General features: G+C 56.8%; 17 protein-coding genes. 5 read left to right on the forward strand and 12 right to left on the reverse strand.

What is annotated here, in order from left to right; translation table 11 throughout:
- The first annotated feature begins 119 nt into the window (after positions 1-119).
- The 3 genes from BM485_00125 to BM485_00135 all read left to right on the forward strand — a co-directional run bounded on the left by BM485_00125 (position 120) and on the right by BM485_00135 (position 5,402).
- Complete coding sequence (locus BM485_00125; protein OKY76962.1) at positions 120-1,460, forward strand: glutamate dehydrogenase; 1,341 nt, start codon at positions 120-122, stop codon at positions 1,458-1,460.
- 78 nt (positions 1,461-1,538) lie between these two features.
- Positions 1,539-4,154 carry a hypothetical protein gene (locus BM485_00130; protein ID OKY76963.1) on the forward strand — a complete coding sequence of 872 codons (2,616 nt, stop codon included), beginning with the start codon at positions 1,539-1,541 and terminating at the stop codon, positions 4,152-4,154.
- Positions 4,155-4,256: 102 nt separating this feature from the next.
- Positions 4,257-5,402: a glutamate synthase gene (locus BM485_00135; GenBank protein OKY76964.1), complete on the forward strand. Its 1,146-nt coding sequence runs from the start codon at positions 4,257-4,259 to the stop codon at positions 5,400-5,402.
- Between the two features lie 18 nt (positions 5,403-5,420).
- Here BM485_00135 and BM485_00140 read toward each other — a convergent pair whose 3' ends face one another.
- From BM485_00140 to BM485_00180, 9 genes are all read right to left on the reverse strand, one after another.
- Positions 5,421-5,642, reverse strand: coding sequence for a bacteriocin (locus BM485_00140; protein ID OKY76965.1), 222 nt, complete (start codon positions 5,640-5,642; stop codon positions 5,421-5,423).
- 48 nt (positions 5,643-5,690) lie between these two features.
- Positions 5,691-6,161, reverse strand: coding sequence for a GNAT family N-acetyltransferase (locus tag BM485_00145; GenBank protein OKY76966.1), 471 nt, complete (start codon positions 6,159-6,161; stop codon positions 5,691-5,693).
- A gap of 13 nt (positions 6,162-6,174) precedes the next feature.
- Positions 6,175-6,477: a ferredoxin gene (locus BM485_00150; protein ID OKY76967.1), complete on the reverse strand. Its 303-nt coding sequence runs from the start codon at positions 6,475-6,477 to the stop codon at positions 6,175-6,177.
- Between the two features lie 69 nt (positions 6,478-6,546).
- The gene (locus BM485_00155; protein OKY76968.1) at positions 6,547-7,692 is read right to left on the reverse strand and encodes a hypothetical protein; all 1,146 of its coding nucleotides are present in this window, start codon (positions 7,690-7,692) and stop codon (positions 6,547-6,549) included.
- A gap of 66 nt (positions 7,693-7,758) precedes the next feature.
- The gene (locus BM485_00160) at positions 7,759-9,132 is read right to left on the reverse strand and encodes a nitrogenase molybdenum-iron protein subunit beta (protein OKY76969.1); all 1,374 of its coding nucleotides are present in this window, start codon (positions 9,130-9,132) and stop codon (positions 7,759-7,761) included.
- A gap of 127 nt (positions 9,133-9,259) precedes the next feature.
- Positions 9,260-10,900, reverse strand: a complete 1,641-nt coding sequence (locus BM485_00165) for a nitrogenase molybdenum-iron protein alpha chain (protein ID OKY76970.1) — start codon at positions 10,898-10,900, stop codon at positions 9,260-9,262.
- Between the two features lie 18 nt (positions 10,901-10,918).
- Entirely contained in the window at positions 10,919-11,293 is a 375-nt protein-coding gene (locus tag BM485_00170; protein ID OKY76971.1) for a P-II family nitrogen regulator, read from the reverse strand.
- Positions 11,290-11,646 carry a nitrogen fixation protein NifHD gene (locus BM485_00175; GenBank protein OKY76972.1) on the reverse strand — a complete coding sequence of 119 codons (357 nt, stop codon included), beginning with the start codon at positions 11,644-11,646 and terminating at the stop codon, positions 11,290-11,292. The genes BM485_00170 and BM485_00175 overlap by 4 nt, the downstream gene beginning before the upstream one ends.
- Positions 11,647-11,714: 68 nt before the next feature.
- Positions 11,715-12,545, reverse strand: coding sequence for a nitrogenase iron protein (locus BM485_00180; protein ID OKY76973.1), 831 nt, complete (start codon positions 12,543-12,545; stop codon positions 11,715-11,717).
- Positions 12,546-12,696: 151 nt separating this feature from the next.
- Here BM485_00180 and BM485_00185 point away from each other — a divergent pair, with 151 nt between their 5' ends.
- Both BM485_00185 and BM485_00190 read left to right on the forward strand, forming a co-directional pair.
- Positions 12,697-12,921, forward strand: coding sequence for a hypothetical protein (locus BM485_00185; GenBank protein ID OKY76974.1), 225 nt, complete (start codon positions 12,697-12,699; stop codon positions 12,919-12,921).
- Positions 12,922-13,115: 194 nt separating this feature from the next.
- Complete coding sequence (locus BM485_00190; protein ID OKY76975.1) at positions 13,116-14,711, forward strand: nif-specific transcriptional activator NifA; 1,596 nt, start codon at positions 13,116-13,118, stop codon at positions 14,709-14,711.
- Positions 14,712-14,771: 60 nt separating this feature from the next.
- On the opposite strand, the gene BM485_00195 is transcribed toward BM485_00190, so the two are convergent.
- Genes BM485_00195 through BM485_00205 form a run of 3 tightly spaced genes read right to left on the reverse strand, consistent with a single transcriptional unit; the run spans position 14,772 to position 17,607 of the window.
- Positions 14,772-15,878 carry a hypothetical protein gene (locus BM485_00195; protein OKY76976.1) on the reverse strand — a complete coding sequence of 369 codons (1,107 nt, stop codon included), beginning with the start codon at positions 15,876-15,878 and terminating at the stop codon, positions 14,772-14,774.
- 9 nt (positions 15,879-15,887) lie between these two features.
- Positions 15,888-16,298 (reverse strand): hypothetical protein, encoded by a 411-nt coding sequence (locus tag BM485_00200; protein OKY76977.1) that lies wholly within the window; start codon positions 16,296-16,298, stop codon positions 15,888-15,890.
- 1 nt (position 16,299) lies between these two features.
- Positions 16,300-17,607 (reverse strand): hypothetical protein, encoded by a 1,308-nt coding sequence (locus tag BM485_00205; protein OKY76978.1) that lies wholly within the window; start codon positions 17,605-17,607, stop codon positions 16,300-16,302.
- Between the last annotated feature and the right edge of the window lie 15 nt (positions 17,608-17,622).

A 17,622-nucleotide genomic window follows, 5' to 3' on the forward strand; every position in this document is an offset into this window, starting at 1 on the left:
CCGAATATTCCCGGCATTGAGACAACCTCCGTGTTTTGCGGCACGAACCGGCAGCCGTTGCATGACGCGAAATCGCGGCCCATCACATTCCTAACCAGAAAACATAAAGGAAAACGCAGATGAAAAGTGTCGATGAATTCATGGCCGATGTTGTACGCAAGAATCCCGGGGAGCTGGAGTTCCACCAGGCCGTCCGCGAGGTGGCGGAATCGCTCTTTCCGCACCTGGAAAAACACCCGAAATACATGAAGGAAAAGATTCTCGAACGAATGGTCGTGCCGGAACGGGTGATCATCTTCCGGGTGCCGTGGCTTGACGATAACGGTGATGTGCAGGTCAACACCGGCTACCGGATAGAAATGAGCAGCGCCATTGGTCCTTACAAGGGGGGGCTGCGTTTTCATCCCAGTGTCAACCTGGGCATCCTGAAATTTCTCGCCTTTGAGCAGGTCTACAAGAACAGCCTGACCACCCTGCCCATGGGCGGCGGAAAGGGCGGTTCCGATTTCGATCCCAAGGGCAAGTCGGAGCGGGAGATGATGAAGTTCTGCCAGAGCTTCATGACCGAACTCTTCCGCCACATCGGCGAGAACACCGACGTGCCGGCCGGCGACATCGGCGTGGGCGGCCGGGAGATCGGCTACATGTTCGGACAGTACAAGCGGCTGAAAAACGAGTTTACCGGGGTGCTGACCGGCAAGGGCCTCAACTGGGGCGGGTCGCTGATCCGGCCCGAGGCCACCGGTTACGGCTGTGTCTATTTTGTCCAGGAGATGCTGCGCACCCGCAGCATGCTCATCGAGGGCAAGGTGTGCACCATTTCCGGCTCCGGCAATGTCGCCCAGTTCACCGCGGAAAAGCTGCTGGAGCTGGGAGCCAAGGTGGTCACCCTGTCCGATTCCAACGGCTATGTGGTCAAGGAAAAGGGATTCACCAGCGAGGATCTCAAGTATGTCGCCGAGCTCAAGAACGTGCGCCGCGGCCGTATCCGGGAGTGCGCCGATGATCTGGAAGGCTGCCGGTATGTCGAGGGGAGATGGCCGTGGGAAGTGCCCTGCGACATCGCCTTCCCCAGCGCCACCCAGAACGAAATCGACGCCAATGACGCGGAAACTCTGGTGAAAAACGGCTGCATCGCCATCGGCGAAGGAGCCAACATGCCCACCAGGCCCGAGGCGGTCCGCGTCTTCCAGAAGGCGAAGATCCTCTACGCGCCTGGCAAGGCTGCCAATGCCGGCGGCGTTTCCACCTCCGGTCTCGAGATGAGCCAGAACAGCATCCGCACCTCCTGGAGCCGCAAGGAGGTGGACGAGAAGCTGCACCAGATCATGATTAATATCCATGAATCCTGTGTCCGTTATGGTAAGCATGAGGATGGCTACATCAACTACGTGGATGGCGCCAACATCGCCGGCTTTGTCAAGGTGGCCGATGCCATGATCGACCAGGGCATTGTCTGATCCGGTCCGACGTTCTACACTGAAGGGGGATCATTCGATCGCGATCCGGTGGAATGATCCCCGCGACAGGAGGAAAACATGGCGGCACCACAGGCAAAACCGCTGTTCAGTTCCGGAATAGAGTCCCTGGACGAGATCCTGCAGGGGGTCCTGGCCGGCGACAATGTCGTCTGGCAGGTTGACGCCGTGGAGCATCAGCTGCCCTTTGTCCGCGCCTTCTGTCGTTGCGCCCATCTTGACGGGAAAAATCTCGTCTATTTCCGTTTCGCCGGCCACCAGCCCCTGGTGCCGGACGAATTCGAGCCCGACGTCTTTGTCCTCAATCCCACCGCCGGATTTGAGCAGTTCATCACGAAGATTCTCAATGTCATCGGCGAATATGGTCGCGGCGCCTGCTATGTCTTCGACTGCCTCTCCGGACTGGCGGCGGACTGGTACAGCGACCGGATGCTGGGCAATTTTTTCAAGCTGGCCTGTCCCTTTCTCTATAGCGCCGACACGGTCGCCTACTTCTCCCTGCTGCGCAACTTCCACACCCCGCTTTCCGTGCAGCCGATTCATCGGACGGCCCAGGTGGTGCTCGATCTCTATTGCAACAACGGCACATACTATCTGCTGCCGCTCAAGGTGCTGAGCCGCCAGACCCCGACCATGTACATGCTGCATGCGCTGCAAGGCATCGACTTCACGCCGGTGACGAGCAGTGTCATCGTTTCGGAGATCCTCGCCGCCACCCCGCAGCCCTGGATTGACTGCAAAATCGTGCTCAAGGATGCCTGGGCCCGTATTCTGGGCGAGGCGCAGACCTGCTGCGCGGCGGCGGGAGACAAGGGGGATGGTGAGCGGAGCAGGGTCCATCGCCGGCAGCTGATCCGCATGATTGTCACCCGCAACGACAAGGTGGCGAAGCTGTGCGAAGAGTATTTCGATCTCGCCGAGCTGGTCGCCATCGGCAAAAGGATGGTGGGCACCGGACTCATCGGCGGCAAGGCGACGGGCATGCTGCTGGCCCGGGCCATTCTGAAGAAAACCGATCCGCGCTGGCAGACCCTGCTGGAGACCCATGATTCGTTCTACATCGGCTCTGATGTCTTTTACACCTTTGTCATCAACAACAGGTGCTGGTGGGAGCGGCACAAGATGAAATCCGCCCCCGACCCCATTGCGGCGGCCGAGAAGATCCGGCAGCGGCTGTTGAAGGGTAAATTTCAGCGGGACACCCTGGAGCAGTTCCAGGAGGTGCTGAACTATTTCGGCCAGGCGCCGATCATCGTTCGCTCCAGCAGCTTGCTGGAGGACGCCTACGGCAATGCCTTTTCCGGCAAATATGAAAGCGTCTTTCTCGCCAATCAGGGGTCTCCCGAGGAACGGCTGGAAAGATTCAAGGAGGCGGTGCGCATCGTCTATGCCAGCACCATGAGCCGTGATGTTCTTTCCTACCGGGCGCACCGGGGGCTGTGGAACCGTTATGAAGAGATGGCGCTGCTCGTGCAGCGGGTTTCCGGTTCCTTTTGCGGCACCGTCTATCTGCCCCATCTCGCCGGGGTCGGCTACTCCTACAACCCTTTTGTCTGGAATCGGGACATCGATCCCCGGGCCGGGGTGCTGCGACTGGTTTTCGGCCTCGGCACCCGGGCGGTGGATCGGCACGATGACGACTATACCCGCATCGTTGCCCTCAATGCCCCGTTGAAGCGGCCGGAGGTGAGCGCCGATGAGGTGCACCGGCACAGTCAGCGCATCGTCGATGTCATTGATCTCGCCAACCGCCGGCAGGCCAGCGTCGCCTTTGAACAGGTGGTCAGGATGGTCCCGGGGCTGCCCGTGGCCCTGTTGGCGGACCGGGATCAGGAGATGGAGGAGCGCGCGGAGCTCTATGGCGTCAAAAACGTCTTCAGCTGGATGCTGACCTTCGGCAGGGTGCTGAAGAGTACCCCGCTGGCCGCCGACATGCGGGAGATGATGGCTGTCCTGGCCCGGGCCTATGAGTATCCGGTGGACATCGAGTTTGCCGTCAATTTTGTCGCAGGCGAAGGCTACCGCATCAACCTGCTGCAGTGCAGGCCCTTTCAGGTGCGGATGCCCCTGGCCGCCAACCGCCTGCCGAAAGATATCAGGGAAAAGGATATTCTGCTGCAGACCGCCGGGCCGATCATCGGCGAGGCGGCGGCACAGCGAATCGACAGAATCATCTATGTCCGGCCGCAACAGTACAGTTCCCTGACCACCTCGGAACGGTACTTGCTGGCCCGGCTGATCGGCGACATCGCCAATGACGGGGCGGCGGGCAAAAAGACCATGCTGGTCGGCCCGGGCCGCTGGGGCAGCAAGATGCCGGAGCTCGGCGTGCCGGTCAGCTTCAGCGATGTGCGCAACGTGTCGGTGCTCTGCGAACTTGCCGTTATGCATGAAAAACTGACGCCGGACATCTCGCTCGGTACCCATTTCTTTAATGATATCGTGGAAATGGGGATCGTCTACATGGGCATCCATCCTGCCCGGCAAAAAGAGGGGTACCTGTTCAACGAGGCGTTGCTGCTCGGGATGCCGAACGCCCTGGACATGCGAGATCAGGAGGAAAACAGGGTTGCCGGGGCAATCCACTTTGTGGAAATAACGGCCGGGCAGCCGGAGATATTCCTCCACACGAACATCATGGAGCAGAAAGGAATTGCCTTCCGGACGCAGCCGTAGAGCGGCGCCGCGAATTTTTTTACGCACTTGCCGGTCATGGGGTCTTGCTCCGACGGAAAGAGTGCCGCATAAAACGATTATACACACCATGGAGAAGAGAACATGTGTCGCCTTGCTTTAAAAACAGCATCTATTCCCTTTTCGCCCTTCAATGTTCTGCGGGCCATGGAGGCCATGCAGGAAGGCTATGACGGCAGCGGCCTGGGGCTGCTGCTGCGTGGGGTCAACTTTGCCGATTACAGTTATCGCAACGGCGATCCGATTTTGTCCGGAATCGCCCACAGCAAAGAAGCCTTGGATCGTCTGAACGACGTCATGCGGGAAAAGGGCTTTTCCAAGATCTATGATCATGATTTCAAGACCGATCCGACCCGGCTGGAGGTAAAGGACCGCTACAAATACTTTGTCCGGGTCTACCGGATGCCGAAACAATGGGAGGGTTACGACCGGGACCGCATCGAACGGGAGCTGACGCTGACCCGCCTGCTGCTGCGCCGGCTCGGCGAGGAGAACAATGGGGACCTCTCTGTTTTTTCCGTTTGGCCGGATGTCATCATGCTCAAGGAGATCGGCTGGCCCCTGGACGTGGGCCGGGCCCTGGGGCTTGACGACAACCGGATAGAGGCCAGGATGATCATGGCCCAGGGCCGGCAGAACACCAACTGGGGTATCAATCTGCATGCCTGCCATCCCTTTTTCCTGCAAGGGATCGCCACCATGACCAACGGCGAGAATACCGCGTTCGTCACCAACCGCGACTGGCTGCTCGGCCGGGATTTTCCCGGTTACTGCGGCTATCAGAGCGACAGTGAGGTGTTTGCCCATACCCTCCATTATGTCACCAAAAAGCTCGGACTGCCCCTGGCCGTCTACAAGCATATCATCACCCCGCTTTCTTCGGCCGAGCTTGACCGTCATCCCCAGGCGGATTTTCTCATCGGACTGCGTCATGCCTGCCGCAACCTGGTTATCGACGGCCCCAACTGCACCATTGCCAGCCTGCCGGATGAAAGTTGTCTGATGGTCATGGATCAGAAAAAGCTGCGGCCCGGGACAATCGGCGGCAGGCCCGGCGAGTGGGCCATGGCGTCGGAGATGTGCGGGGTGGCCGCCATGGTCCCGGATCGGGACCCGGCCCTTGATTTTCAACCCATGCGTCAGGACACGGTGGTTGTCGGACCGGACAGGCAGCGCTACGAGGTGTGGTCCCAGTCCGATCCCCTGTTGCTGCTGGAGGCCGCGGTGTGAGTCGGCGGCAGGCGCGGGTTACACCCACCAGATCTGGCGCTTGGCCGGGTTGCCGATGAGGTCGAAGGAATCGCCCGATTCCCTGAGCACCTCGTCGAATTCGCCAAGGGTGAAGTCATAGCCGTCACCATTGGCGGCTGCGACGAAATCCTCCTTGGTTTTGATGGCATCATATTTGGCCCGGATCCCATGGTTTTCGCCCCCGGCAATAAGAAATGATTCCGCGTTTTTTTTGGACATGGTCTACCTCATAAAAGAAAAAATGATTAAGCAGCAATAGTGGTCTTTTCAGTATACTCCCGGCTCATCCGGCAGCCTTCTGCGCAGGCAGATGAGAGATGTGTCCTGCCAGCCGAGAGCTTTGTAAAATTCCTGTCCCGTCTTGTTATTCCGATCCGCCAGAAGCTGGAGGCGCATCACCTTTCTGGCGCGAGCCCATTGCTCGAGAGCTGCCATCAAGGCGCGTCCGATGCCCCGGCCCTGCCACGGTTTGTCCACCACCACATCTTCAATCAAGAGAGCAGGTCCTCCCTCGGCCGTGGATATGGTGAGCTGACCGGAACACATGCCGATTACCCGTCTTTCCGCTTCGGCAACCAGGATAACAGCACCGTCATGGCCAAGCATCATCTCCAGGCCTCTTCTCTGCCGGTCGGGGTCAAAGGTGAAATCCTCCTCAATGCTAAAGAGGAGGCGCAGGAGATCGATCATGGGCGCGATGTCCGCCGGTCGGGCCGGACGTATCATTTCCCGTGTCATGAACGGTCTTTCATCAGGCAATGAGGTGTTCGGCTGCCGGTTCGCCATCCTCCAGGCCGTCAAGGATGGTGTCAATCGCCTCGTGGCTGTCCACACCCTTGAACCACCAGTTCTCCGGCTGCACCACCATGATGGGTCCGCTTTCACATTGTTTGAGGCAGGTGGTCGCGGTAACAAGGCAATCGAGCCCGCGGTCGAGAATCTCCTCTTCCAGGTACTGCAGGAAGCCGTCGGTCTGCTTGTGGCAGATCCCTTTTTTGTCGCCCGCCACGCGAAAGCTCTGGCAGACAAGTATTTGTCGTTCCGGTATGGCCATTGTTCTCTCCTTTATTGTATCGCCCGGAGACAAATTTGAAATTTGTCCCCAATTGCTTTGTGTCGTATATTATTTTTTACATTTACCCTTCTTGTCGCCACCAAAGAGGACATCCACCGTCCCTTCCACATTGTCCTCCATGAGCAGCAGGTTCAGTCCGTGACGCCCTAAAATTTCACGCGGTTTTTGTCCGGCACTGGTCGCCAGAAGAACAAAACAATCATTTAAGATCCCGGCCACCTGCTGCCAGCGTGTGTCGCCGCTGCCTGGTTCGGGAAGATCCCGGGCCTCAAGCAGGCAGGTCAGTCCGTCTTCTCGCGGGCCATAAATCAGGGCCTTGATGGCTTGGCCGAGATGAAGATCGATATCCATGCCGTTGGCGCTGAGCACCGCCACGTTGGGCCGCTCCTTGGTCGGTTTGGGTATAATCGTGGCTCCTGCGCAGGCCGGCGGGATAATGTCTCCTCCTACGGCCGGCATATGCAGGCAAACAGCCGTGATGTGCTGCCGGGCTTTCTGTGCCAGGTCCTCCATTGTTGCGGCCGAGGGTGGGAGCAGTTTTTCTTCGCTTGTCAGCCATCCTTTGCCGGGCAGCAATGTTATGGACTCGGCACCGAGATCTGAAACCAGGCGGGCAATTTTCTCAATCTCATGTTCATTGATCCCGGCGTAAACCGTGGTCCGGATGGCGACAGGAATACCTGTCGCCTTGCAGGCGGCTATCCCCTTTGTCTGCTCATCGATCAGAATCTCGGCACCCTTTGCCATGGGCATGTTTCGTTTTCCCGGCCGAATCCAGGCATAGAGATTCCGCACCGTCTGCGGAGTAACCCCATCCACAAGCAGGGTGACTTTCGTAACTCCCTGTTCGGCAAAACTGCCGGCATGCCGGGCAAGACCAATCCCCAGGGTCGTCAAGCCCAATGGCAGTCCCGGGGATTGCTTCCGGAGCATGGAGATAATATCCTGCGTCATGGTCATGGTGGCCAGCGGGTCACCCGGGCCGTGTATATTCAGGCCCGCAATGCTTTTTCCGCGCGCCGACAAATCCGTAATCCAGGCAAGGGCCCCATGGAGGGGGATTGCCTGGGGCAGTTTGTCCTCTCCACAGAACCGGATACGGGCGGCGGCCTGTGGAGCCACCGGCAGGGTAAGCCACTCAGTCGCCTTGCTGCAGGACTCCTGCTGGGTTTCAGGAAAAGGAATAATGGTCACTGTGCGCTCCTCTCTTGTGGCAGCATTGGGTGTGGGGACAGATTTCAAATCTGTCCCGGGTTTTTGTTAAAGAACCAGCTCAAACTTCGATTCAGGATCGTCACGGTCCTTGCGATCAAGCAGGACGCCAAGGATCTTCTCAAGCAGTCTGAGTCCGCCCTTGTAGCCCACGGTGGGGAAGTACTGATGGCCCTGGCGATCCAGAATGGGAAAACCCCAGCGCACATAGGGGAGATCCTCATCCCTGGCAATATACTTGCAGTAGGTGTTGCCGATGATCAAATCCACCGGTTCGTTCTTGATCCACTGATGAAGCAGGAACATGTCGCCCTTGGCCTTAACGTTGACCTTGCACCCCATGTCCTTGGTAAGCTCCTTGATCCGTTTTTCAAACTTCTTACCCGGGGTACCGGTGACCACATGGAGCGGCTTCATATCCATGGAAACGAGAAATTCAGTCATGGCAATGAGCTGATCCGGATCACCCACCAGGGCAACTTTCTTGCCATAGAGGTACTGGTGCATGTCCGAAATCATGTCCACCAGCTGGCCGCGTTCATGGAGAATCTGCTCAGGGATGGTCACCCCGCCGATGGTCCGCAGGGCATCGATGAAACGGTCCGTTGCCTTGAGGCCAAAGGGCATATCCAGCACACTGCAGGGAACTTTGTGTTTGGCGTCGAGCTCCCGGGCCGCATCGGCGGAGCACCATTCACCAAGGGCCAGGGTGCCGATGGAGTCCCCGGTGGATTTGAGTTCCGCCATGGTGGTGCCGCCCTCCGGAAACATCTTGTATTCCCCGGACAGGGGGCCGTTCAGTACGCCTGATGTATCCGGGAAAAGGATCGTTTTCACGCCGATAATCTTGGTGATCCGCTTGATCTCCTCCATATCGGCCGGCTCAACCCAGCCGGGGATGATGTTGACCTTGCCGTTTTTCTTGCCGGTGGGTTCAGCGGCCATGGCCATGGATTTGACCATGTTGGAAAAACCGGTGACGTGCGACCCCACATAGCTCGGGGTGGAGGCGCTGAGCACGTGCTTGCCCTTGGGAATTTTGCCTTCCGCCAGGGCCTTTTTCTTGATCTGGGGCAGATCGTCGCCGATGGTTTCGGACAGGCAGGTGGTATGGACGGCAATAACCTCGGGGTTATAGACGGTAAAAATATTGTTGATTGCCTGCAGCAGGTTGGCCTGGCCTCCGAACACCGAGGCTCCCTCGGTGAAGGAGCTGGTGGCGGCGGCGATCGGCTCCTTGTAGTGCCGGGTCAAGGTGCTGCGGTGGTATGCGCAGCAGCCCTGGGAACCATGGCTGTGCGGCAGGCATCCGTGGATGCCAAGCGCCGCATACATGGCACCTATGGGCTGGCAGGTCTTGGCCGGGTTAATGGTCAAGGCCTTGCGTTCGGTGATGTCGGTGGGTGTATGTCGTAATAGCATTGTATTTGCCTCGTAATGTCGTTAAGTGCCGCAACCGGGGTAGTAGAATGTTTCAGCGTGCAAGTGTTCAAGCGTTCAAGGGTTTAAACGTTTGAGCGTTCACGCGTTTGAACGGTTTGAACGCTGCCTATTCCCAGTTATACGATGCTGAGAGCTGCGGGTTCTCCTGCCATGGAGCCTTCATGTAGCTCCAGACCTTGGAGTTCACCAGTTGATCAATCTCCTTGTAGAAGTTGATTGCCCCCTTGAACCCTGCATAGGGGCCGCCTGAATCATAGCTGTGCAGCTGCTTCATGGGCACACCCAGCTTCTGGATGGAATACTTTTCCTTGATGCCGGCGCAGAAGATGTCGGGCCGCATCAGTTCCACCAGTTTTTCCGCCTCGTACTGATTGAGGTCGTCGATAATCAGTGTCCCCTTGTCCATGTCCGGAGCAAGGCCGTCATACTCCTTGAATTTGAAGCCTTTCTTTTCAAGGGCCTTCATTTCCTTGTCGCTTTTACGTGGTTTGAAGCGGGTCTCATCAGGCTCAACTTCAATCTCCTCAATGTTGCGGCTGTCAGCGTCGACCTTGATGTTGGGCAGCACCTGGCGTCCTTCATAATCATCCTGATGGCCGAACTCATAACCGGCTGAGATGGTTTTCATCTTAAGCTCGTCAAAGAGCTCCTTGTAATGATGGGCCCGGGAGCCGCCGACAAACATCATGGCGGTCTTGCCCTCGGTACGGGGGGTTATTTCAGCCAAAGCCGCTTCCACCTCGGGCATCTCCTCGGCAATAACCTCTTCCACCCTGTCGATGAGCTCCTTTTCCCCGAAATATCCGGCGATCTTGCGCAAGCTCTTGGCCGTGGCCTTGGCGCCGATGAAGTTCACCTTGACCCAGGGAATGCCGTATTTGGTCTCCATCATGTCCGCCACATAGTTGATGGAGCGGTGGCACATGACGGCATTGAGATCCGCCGTATGGGAGGAGGCAAACTGGTCGTAAGTCGAGTTGCCGGAAAAGGTCGAGATGCAGGTGATGCCGCATTTCTTGAAGATCCGGTCGATCTCGAAACCGTCGCCGCCGATGTTGTACTCGCCCAGCAGGTTGATCTTGTACTTGCCCGGTTTGATCTCGTCGTTCAAACCGACCAGGTGACGGAACACCTGATTGTTGGCGATATGGTGGCCGGCGGACTGACTGACACCCTTGTACCCCTCGCAGGAAAAGGCATAGACGTTACAATCGCCGAATTTTTCCTTCATGTTTTTCGCCACGGTGTGGATGTCGTCACCGATCAGGCCCACCGGGCAGGTGGCGAAGATGGCGATGGATTTAGGATGAAAGAGGTCGTACGCTTCCTGGATGGCTGCGGTCAGTTTTTTTTCACCGCCGAAAATAATATCCGAGTCCTGCATGTCGGTTGAAAAGCAGTAGTTCATATAATTTTCACCGTCCGGACCGGCATCGGTCTGGTTACGACGGGTGAGCCAGGCGTAAAAGCTGCAGCCGATGGGGCCGTGTACCAGGTTGACGATGTCGCGGGTCGGGCCCATGATGACGCCTTTGCACCCCGCATACGTACAGCCGCGCATGGTGATGATGCCCGGAATGGTGCGCACGTTTGCGGTGAGCGCCGGGGTGTCATTCTGTTGGGCCTCGTTGATCATTATCTGTTTGGCGCGTTTGCGGGCCACCTTGGGAGGGTACTGCCGCAGGAGTTCCGCCTTGATGTCGGAGGGTTCCCACTGCACCATTTTTTTCTTTGCATTTGTTGCCATGTTCATTCTCCTTCGTGATCAGGCGATGGCTTTGCCGCCGGTTTCGCCGGTTCGGACGCGAACGGCATCGGCCATGGGCAGGACGAAGATCTTTCCGTCGCCCGGTTTGCCGGTTTGGTTGGTGGTGATGATCGCCTGGACCACCTCATCGACAAGGTCATCCTTGACCACCACCGCGACCATCCGTTTGGCGTAGAGTTTGCCTTTTTCGCCGAGCAGGGAGGCCGCTTCTTCGTAACCCTGTCGGGTGCCTTCGAGAATGGCCGGGTTGACAAAGCCCTTGCCGCGGCCATGTGCCTCATGGGCAAAAAAAGCATCGATGCCGGCATCGGTCAGGGCCTGTTTTGTTTGGTTCATCATGTTGATGCGCACGACTGCGATAACTTCCTTCATGCCGGGACCTCCACGGGTAATACTCCGTTTTCCTTAACGCCGGAGCTGATGGTGTAGGATTCCTCCACCTCGGTGACAAAAATTTTTCCGTCACCGAAGGCGCCTTTTTCGCCGGATCTGGCGGTGCGCATGATGGTGTCGATGACAAAATCCTTTTCCTCCGCCTTGACCACGCTCATCAACATCATTTTGGGAATTTCATCATAGGTGACTTCGCCGATTTTTATACCGCGCTGCTTCCCTCGTCCTGCCACCGAATACTTGGTCACGGCGGGAAAACCCGCATCCATCAGGGCTGCCAGGATTTTATCCGCCTTTTCGGGCCTTACAATTGCTCTAATCATAGTCAACATAGTAATTTCTCCAGTAGAGAGCGTTTCAACGTTTCAACGTTTCAACGCTTGATCGATTGATCGTTTGTTTAGGCCGCTTCCATCAGGCCGTAATTCATCAACAGTTGTTCCAGTTCCTCGATTTCCAGCGGCTTAGGGACCACGAACATCTTGTTTTGGTCAATGGCCTTGGCCAGCCCACGGTAATGGTCGGCCTGGGGGACAGCCGGATTCCATTCAATAACCGTTTTGCGGTTGATTTCCGCCCGCTGGACGTCATTGTCCCGCGGGACAAAGTAGATCATCTGGGTGCCGAGTTTTTTGGCGAACTCCTCGATCATCTCTTTTTCGTTGTCAACCGCCCGGGAGTTGCAGATCAGGCCGCCGAGGCGAACCGAACCGGACTGGGCAAATTTCATGATACCCTTGCTGATATTATTGGCGGCGTACATGGCCATCATCTCGCCCGAGCAGACGATGTAGATCTCCTCGGCCTTGCCGTCACGGATCGGCATGGCGAAGCCGCCGCAGACGACGTCGCCGAGAACATCATAGAAGGCGTAATCGAGGCCCTCGCTTGCTTCATAGGCGCCGAGGGATTCCAGCATATTGATGGAGGTGATGATGCCGCGTCCGGCGCAGCCGACGCCCGGTTCCGGACCTCCGGACTCAACGCACCAGGTGCCGCCGTAACCGGCTTTGCGGATATCATCGAGTTCCACGTCTTCACCTTCCTCGCGCAGGGTGTCGAGGACCGATTTCTGGGCCAGGCCGCCGAGCAGCAGCCGGGTTGAGTCCGCTTTCGGATCACAGCCCACCACCATGACTTTCCTTCCCAGTTCAACCAGCCCGGCCACGGTATTCTGGGTGGTGGTTGATTTGCCGATTCCGCCTTTGCCGTAAATTGCTACTTTTCTCATGATATCTCTCCTTTATGATGAAATTGATGTTGCCTGCGGCACGAAATGATTTTCGCGGAAAGCGCGAATCGCCTTTGCCGCGTTGAATGCTTTTCCTGAAGCCCGCTGTTGGGGTGCTGCCGTTGTTGCTGTATATCTCCAAAGGCAATCGGTGTGCCATGAGAAGATAAAAAATTTTCTTGTTTTATTTCAGGTATTTATTGGGAAGAAGGCCTTGTTTTCCGGCAAAGGTGGGGAGGAGGTGGGGATTCATTTTTTGTCGAAAAGGCGACAAAAAGGAAGGAATGTTTCGTTTTTGTCGGAAGGCGGGAGCGAATGGCGATGGGGTGATATTTCTTACGAAAAAGTATATTTCTATGTGATTATTTTGCAATAATGTCATTTTTCCCTGCGGCATAAATTGGAATGGAAAGTGTGTTTGTTTATTTTGTTCTTTTATGTCGGTATGTTGCCTGTTTGGTTGGAGAAGTGCCGATGTGTGGAATGTGTTTTGCTACATGAATGAATGGATAAGGGAAAAATAATATTTTTGCCGCAAAATCGTCACCACCTGCGTGCCATGGAGAAATAATGACAGTAACAAATTCGGTTTTCTCTTCTGATAATTCCAGTTTGCTGGCCTTGGAGCTGCAGGCGCTTGCCGAGATCTGTCAACTGATCGGCTCGGCCGTGCATCTGGACACCACCCTGGGGAAAATACTGCGCATCCTGCATGACATTTTGCGCATGGAGCGCGCCACCCTGATGCTGCTCGACAGCAGCGGCACAAAGCTGTCCATTCGCGCCTCCTACGGCTTGACTGTCGAGGAGGAAAGGCGGGGCGTCTATAATCTCGACGAGGGGGTCAGCGGCCAGATTTTCCAAACCGCTTCGCCTTTCGTGGTGCCGGATATTCAGAGTGAGCCGCTTTTTCTGAACAGAACCCAGTCCCGCTCCAAAATCAGCAAGGAAAGGATATCCTTTCTCGGCGTGCCCGTCATTCTCGCCGGGAAAACCGTCGGGGTGCTCAGTGTCGACAGGTTGTTCGGCATGGATGTTTCCTTTGAGGAAGACATACGGTTTCTGTCCATGCTGGCCACCTTGATCGGTCAGTTCCTCAGTCTCAACCGGGCCATTATCCGGAAAGAGGCGGTGTTGGTCGAGGAAAACAAAAGTTTGAAGGCGGAATTGCATGGTCGCTATAACCGGCATTACATCATCGGTCAGAGCAAGCCCATGCAGGGGTTGTTCTGGAGTATCGAGAAGGTGGCGCCCAGCCGGGCGACCGTGCTGTTGCTCGGCGAGTCGGGAACCGGCAAGGAGCTGGTGGCGCGCGCTCTTCATCAGGCCAGCCCCCGTAAGGACAAGGTGTTTATCAAGGTAAACTGTGCCGCCCTGCCGGAGAACCTGCTGGAAAGCGAACTGCTGGGCCATGAAAAAGGCGCTTTTACCGGCGCGGTGAGTTCGAAGCCGGGTCGTTTCGAGCTGGCCGACGGCGGCACCCTTTTTCTTGATGAAATAGGCGAGTTACCCCTTGCCCTGCAGGCCAAACTGTTGCGGGTTTTGCAGGAAAGCCAGTTTGAGCGTTTGGGCGGCACCAGGACATTGACCGTGGATGTGCGGCTCATTGCCGCCACCAATGTGCGGCTGGAAGATGCCGTGGAGGCGGGGCGATTTCGCAACGATCTCTATTATCGACTCAATGTCGTGCCGCTTACCCTTCCGCCCCTGCGGCAAAGGCGGGAGGATATCCCGCTTTTGCTCGATCATTTTCTCCGTTCAAGCAACAAGCGCAATGAAAAAGGGGTCAAATTAACCAGGGAATTTCTCGATTTTCTTACTGATTACGACTGGCCGGGTAATGTGCGGGAGTTGCAGAACCTGGTGGAAAGGCTGGTGATTTTAAACGACAGCGGCTGGCTGGAGATTGCCGATCTGCCGGATTCCCTTTTTACAAATCAGAAAATAGTCCCTGTCGTCAATTCGCCGGCAACAAGACCGGTTTCTTGCCCGCCTTCAGCCTCAGGCGGCCGGGCCTTGAAAGATATTGAGCGGGCTGAAATCGAGGCGGCATTGCAGCGCCACGGCTGGGTGCAGGCCCGGGCTGCCCGGGAGCTGGGGCTGACCCAGCGGCAGATGGGCTACCGGATGAAAAAGCTCGGCCTGGAAAAACCGCATCCGTGGTAGCGGATACGAGTTGCTCTTCCTCGTGCCGACAGTGGCGCATTCGCCTGCGCGGGCCGGCTCTCAGCGAGCGGCGATTCGCAATATTTCATCATCGCTGAGGGGCCGTTTTTTTCTTCCGGACTGCAGGCGTACCAGGGAGGTTATCCGTTCCAGTTCCTTTTCCTCCACAGTGATCCCCATGCTGTCAAGCTTGTCGATGATGGATCTTTTCCCGGATTTTTTGCCCAGCAGCAGATGGCGATGGCCGCCCACCCGGCTCGGGTCAAACGGTTCATAGGTGGCGGGATTTCTGGTCAGGCCCTGGAGATGGAGTCCGGTTTCGCAGGTAAAGATTGCTTCCCCGACAACGGGATGATGAGCGGGAATGGAGCGGTTCGCCGCTTCGGCGACAACATGGCAGAGGGCGCGCAGGTCCTTGGTTTTGTAAGGTCTGCTTCCTTGCCGCAAGGCCAGATAGCCCGTTATCTCCTCCAGTCGGCTGTTTCCGGCCCGTTCCCCAAGCCCGAGGACGGTGGCGTCCGCCCAGTCGGCACCTGCTTCGAGCGCGGCAATGCCGTTTGCCGTTGCCATGCCGAAATCATTATGGGCATGCACGCCGATTTCCAGCCCGCAGCTGCGACGAACCCGGCTGACAAGGGCGCTGATCATGGCCGGGCCGGCAATGCCGACGGTGTCGGCCAGCCGCACTCTGCCGGCTCCTGCCTGTTCAGCGATCCGGATCAACTGGCCGAGAAAATCAGCATCCGCCCTGGTGGCATCCTCCAGTCCGACGGAGACGGTGGGGAGGCCGAGGGCGATGCTCTGCCGTATCGAGTTCTCCAGGGTGGTGCGCGCCCAGTCCCTGTTTTTTTCCAGCTTGTCATAGAGGTGCAGGTCCGAGGCCGGTATGGACAGGGACAGGACGTCGGGTCGCAGGGAGGCTGCATGGGCGATATCGTGTGCCTCGCACCGGCACCAGAGGGCCAGTCGGCTGGTGGAAATGCCCTGGCGGCAAAGGCGCATCAGTTCCGGCAGTTCCCTGTCCCGGGGGGTGGCGGTGCCGATTTCAATCTCCTCGATTCCTATGCGGGCGAGCAAAAAAGCTATTTTGCTTTTTACCGGCAAGGGAAAAGCGACGTTGGGCGTCTGTTCTCCTTCCCGCAGGGTGCTGTCGATCAGGCCTTTCATGGCAGGCTCTCACATGGACATGGTGAGATCCAGCAGAATGGCCAGGACCGAGGTGGCGAAAATGAACAGGTAATTCAGGCTTTCCCTTGATTTCTGCAGCGAGGAGAGCAGGTAGGACAGTGCCTCCCGGTCCTCGGGCGACAGGGGGTGGCCTTGCTCGACTTTACTGATCAGGTTGTAGTCGCTGATGGTTTTTTTTCTTTTCCAGGCAATGCTGTAGCGGAAAGAGAAAAAAAGAACATAACCGATAATCCCTACATACCAGACGGCGCGAAACAACTGGGGCTGAAAGTCCTTCACCGCCATGAGTGCCCTGAAGCACAAGGCGGAAATCAGGCCGATGGCGAAAAAAAGATTGATAACGGCCGGCGGCAAGGTGTGGGGCGCGTGTTTCTTCACGGCTGTCTGTGCGTCTTTCATTTCAGGACTCCTCTATCTGGCGGCGAAACCAGGCAAGCTGACGTTCCCTGACCTTTTTCATGTCCAGATAATAAATGTCCTGCGGAAAAAGCAGATCGGCCACGCCGGTGTCGAAAATACGCTTGACCTCATATTCATCATGGGAAACATCCTTTTGGTAGATGTAGTTGAGGTAACTCTCGTAGGTGTGGACGATGAATTCCACCCGCATGCCGCCGAGACGGGCAAAGAATTTGAACATGGCGGTACTTGCGGAGCTGCCGATATTTTTGCCGGCCCGTTTGGCGCCGGTAAGCGAATCCGATATGTCCTCCAGGGACATGAAAGAGTTGGCGGCAATGGCGCTGCTGGTCAGATGTTTCTGGAAGATCTTGACGTCCTGCGGGGTGGCAAGCACGCCCATCAGTCCCAGTTCATCATCAACCGCCACCGCCGGGTTTTCCTCGCCCTTGCGCAGCAGCTTGAGGACCTTGGCCTCAGGCGGCTTTTTGCGGATGGAGACATAGATGGGGATTTCCCGGTCATCGGCCAGGAATCGGCGCCTTTTGATCAGGGTGAGCTTCTGGCCCGGCTTCAGGGTGATTTTTTCCGCCTCCTTGCGGCTGATGACCTGCAGCTCGCGGCAGAGGAAATTTTTCTTTTCATGGCTGCTCAGCAGATAGACGATTTCCAGTTCACCGATTTTGCTTTTTGTGCTCCAGACATAATCGTTGAGAAAATCAAGAAAGCGGGCGAATTTGCCTTCAATGCCGGTTTCCCGTTCCCTCTGATCGATGGAGCCGGCAAGGTGCATGAGGACAAGCTTGCGCTTGGCCTCAAAGCGCGCCTTCTGATGGTAGCGGTCATCGAAGACGATGAGCAGCAACTCGGCCGGGCTGCTTGCGGCATCGATTTCGTTGGTCATCTCGATGTGGGAACTGTAGTTGGCCAGCACCTTGTTGCGCAGATAACGGATTACTCCGTCGGCGGTGCGCGAATAATTGTTGACCCGAATGATGATCTCCCTTTCCGTGCCCTCGATGCCGAACATGTTACCCAGCAGCATGTAGGCCCTTTTTTCGATCATTTCCCGTCGTTTTCTGTCCCGCAGCAGCTGATTGATCTCGTCAAAGGACCGGACGTCAAGAAATTCGAAGATCTGGTTGCGGGTGATGCGGTATTTTGTGGCTGCTTCACCTCGTCCGAGCAGCAATGCCATGTCGCGCGCCTGCCGGCAGAATGTCTTGCCCGGCAGGATGCCGGCGCGGGTGGCAAACGGGCCGTTTTGCTTGAGGAGAAGAAACATGTTGTCCTGGTGCAAGTCGTTCATGGGGTGTTTTTCCGG

This window comes from Desulfobulbaceae bacterium DB1 (assembly GCA_001914235.1).
In the GTDB taxonomy this organism is placed as follows: Bacteria; Desulfobacterota; Desulfobulbia; order Desulfobulbales; family SURF-16; genus DB1.

Coding starts and splice junctions, on each gene's coding strand:
- BM485_00125 (OKY76962.1), top strand. CDS start 120: ATGAAAAGTGTCGATGAATTCATGGCCGATGTTGTACGCAAGAATCCC.
- BM485_00130 (OKY76963.1), top strand. CDS start 1,539: ATGGCGGCACCACAGGCAAAACCGCTGTTCAGTTCCGGAATAGAGTCC.
- BM485_00135 (OKY76964.1), top strand. CDS start 4,257: ATGTGTCGCCTTGCTTTAAAAACAGCATCTATTCCCTTTTCGCCCTTC.
- BM485_00140 (OKY76965.1), bottom strand. CDS start 5,642: ATGTCCAAAAAAAACGCGGAATCATTTCTTATTGCCGGGGGCGAAAAC.
- BM485_00145 (OKY76966.1), bottom strand. CDS start 6,161: ATGACACGGGAAATGATACGTCCGGCCCGACCGGCGGACATCGCGCCC.
- BM485_00150 (OKY76967.1), bottom strand. CDS start 6,477: ATGGCCATACCGGAACGACAAATACTTGTCTGCCAGAGCTTTCGCGTG.
- BM485_00160 (OKY76969.1), bottom strand. CDS start 9,132: ATGCTATTACGACATACACCCACCGACATCACCGAACGCAAGGCCTTG.
- BM485_00165 (OKY76970.1), bottom strand. CDS start 10,900: ATGGCAACAAATGCAAAGAAAAAAATGGTGCAGTGGGAACCCTCCGAC.
- BM485_00170 (OKY76971.1), bottom strand. CDS start 11,293: ATGAAGGAAGTTATCGCAGTCGTGCGCATCAACATGATGAACCAAACA.
- BM485_00175 (OKY76972.1), bottom strand. CDS start 11,646: ATGTTGACTATGATTAGAGCAATTGTAAGGCCCGAAAAGGCGGATAAA.
- BM485_00180 (OKY76973.1), bottom strand. CDS start 12,545: ATGAGAAAAGTAGCAATTTACGGCAAAGGCGGAATCGGCAAATCAACC.
- BM485_00190 (OKY76975.1), top strand. CDS start 13,116: ATGACAGTAACAAATTCGGTTTTCTCTTCTGATAATTCCAGTTTGCTG.
- BM485_00195 (OKY76976.1), bottom strand. CDS start 15,878: ATGAAAGGCCTGATCGACAGCACCCTGCGGGAAGGAGAACAGACGCCC.
- BM485_00200 (OKY76977.1), bottom strand. CDS start 16,298: ATGAAAGACGCACAGACAGCCGTGAAGAAACACGCGCCCCACACCTTG.
- BM485_00205 (OKY76978.1), bottom strand. CDS start 17,607: ATGAACGACTTGCACCAGGACAACATGTTTCTTCTCCTCAAGCAAAAC.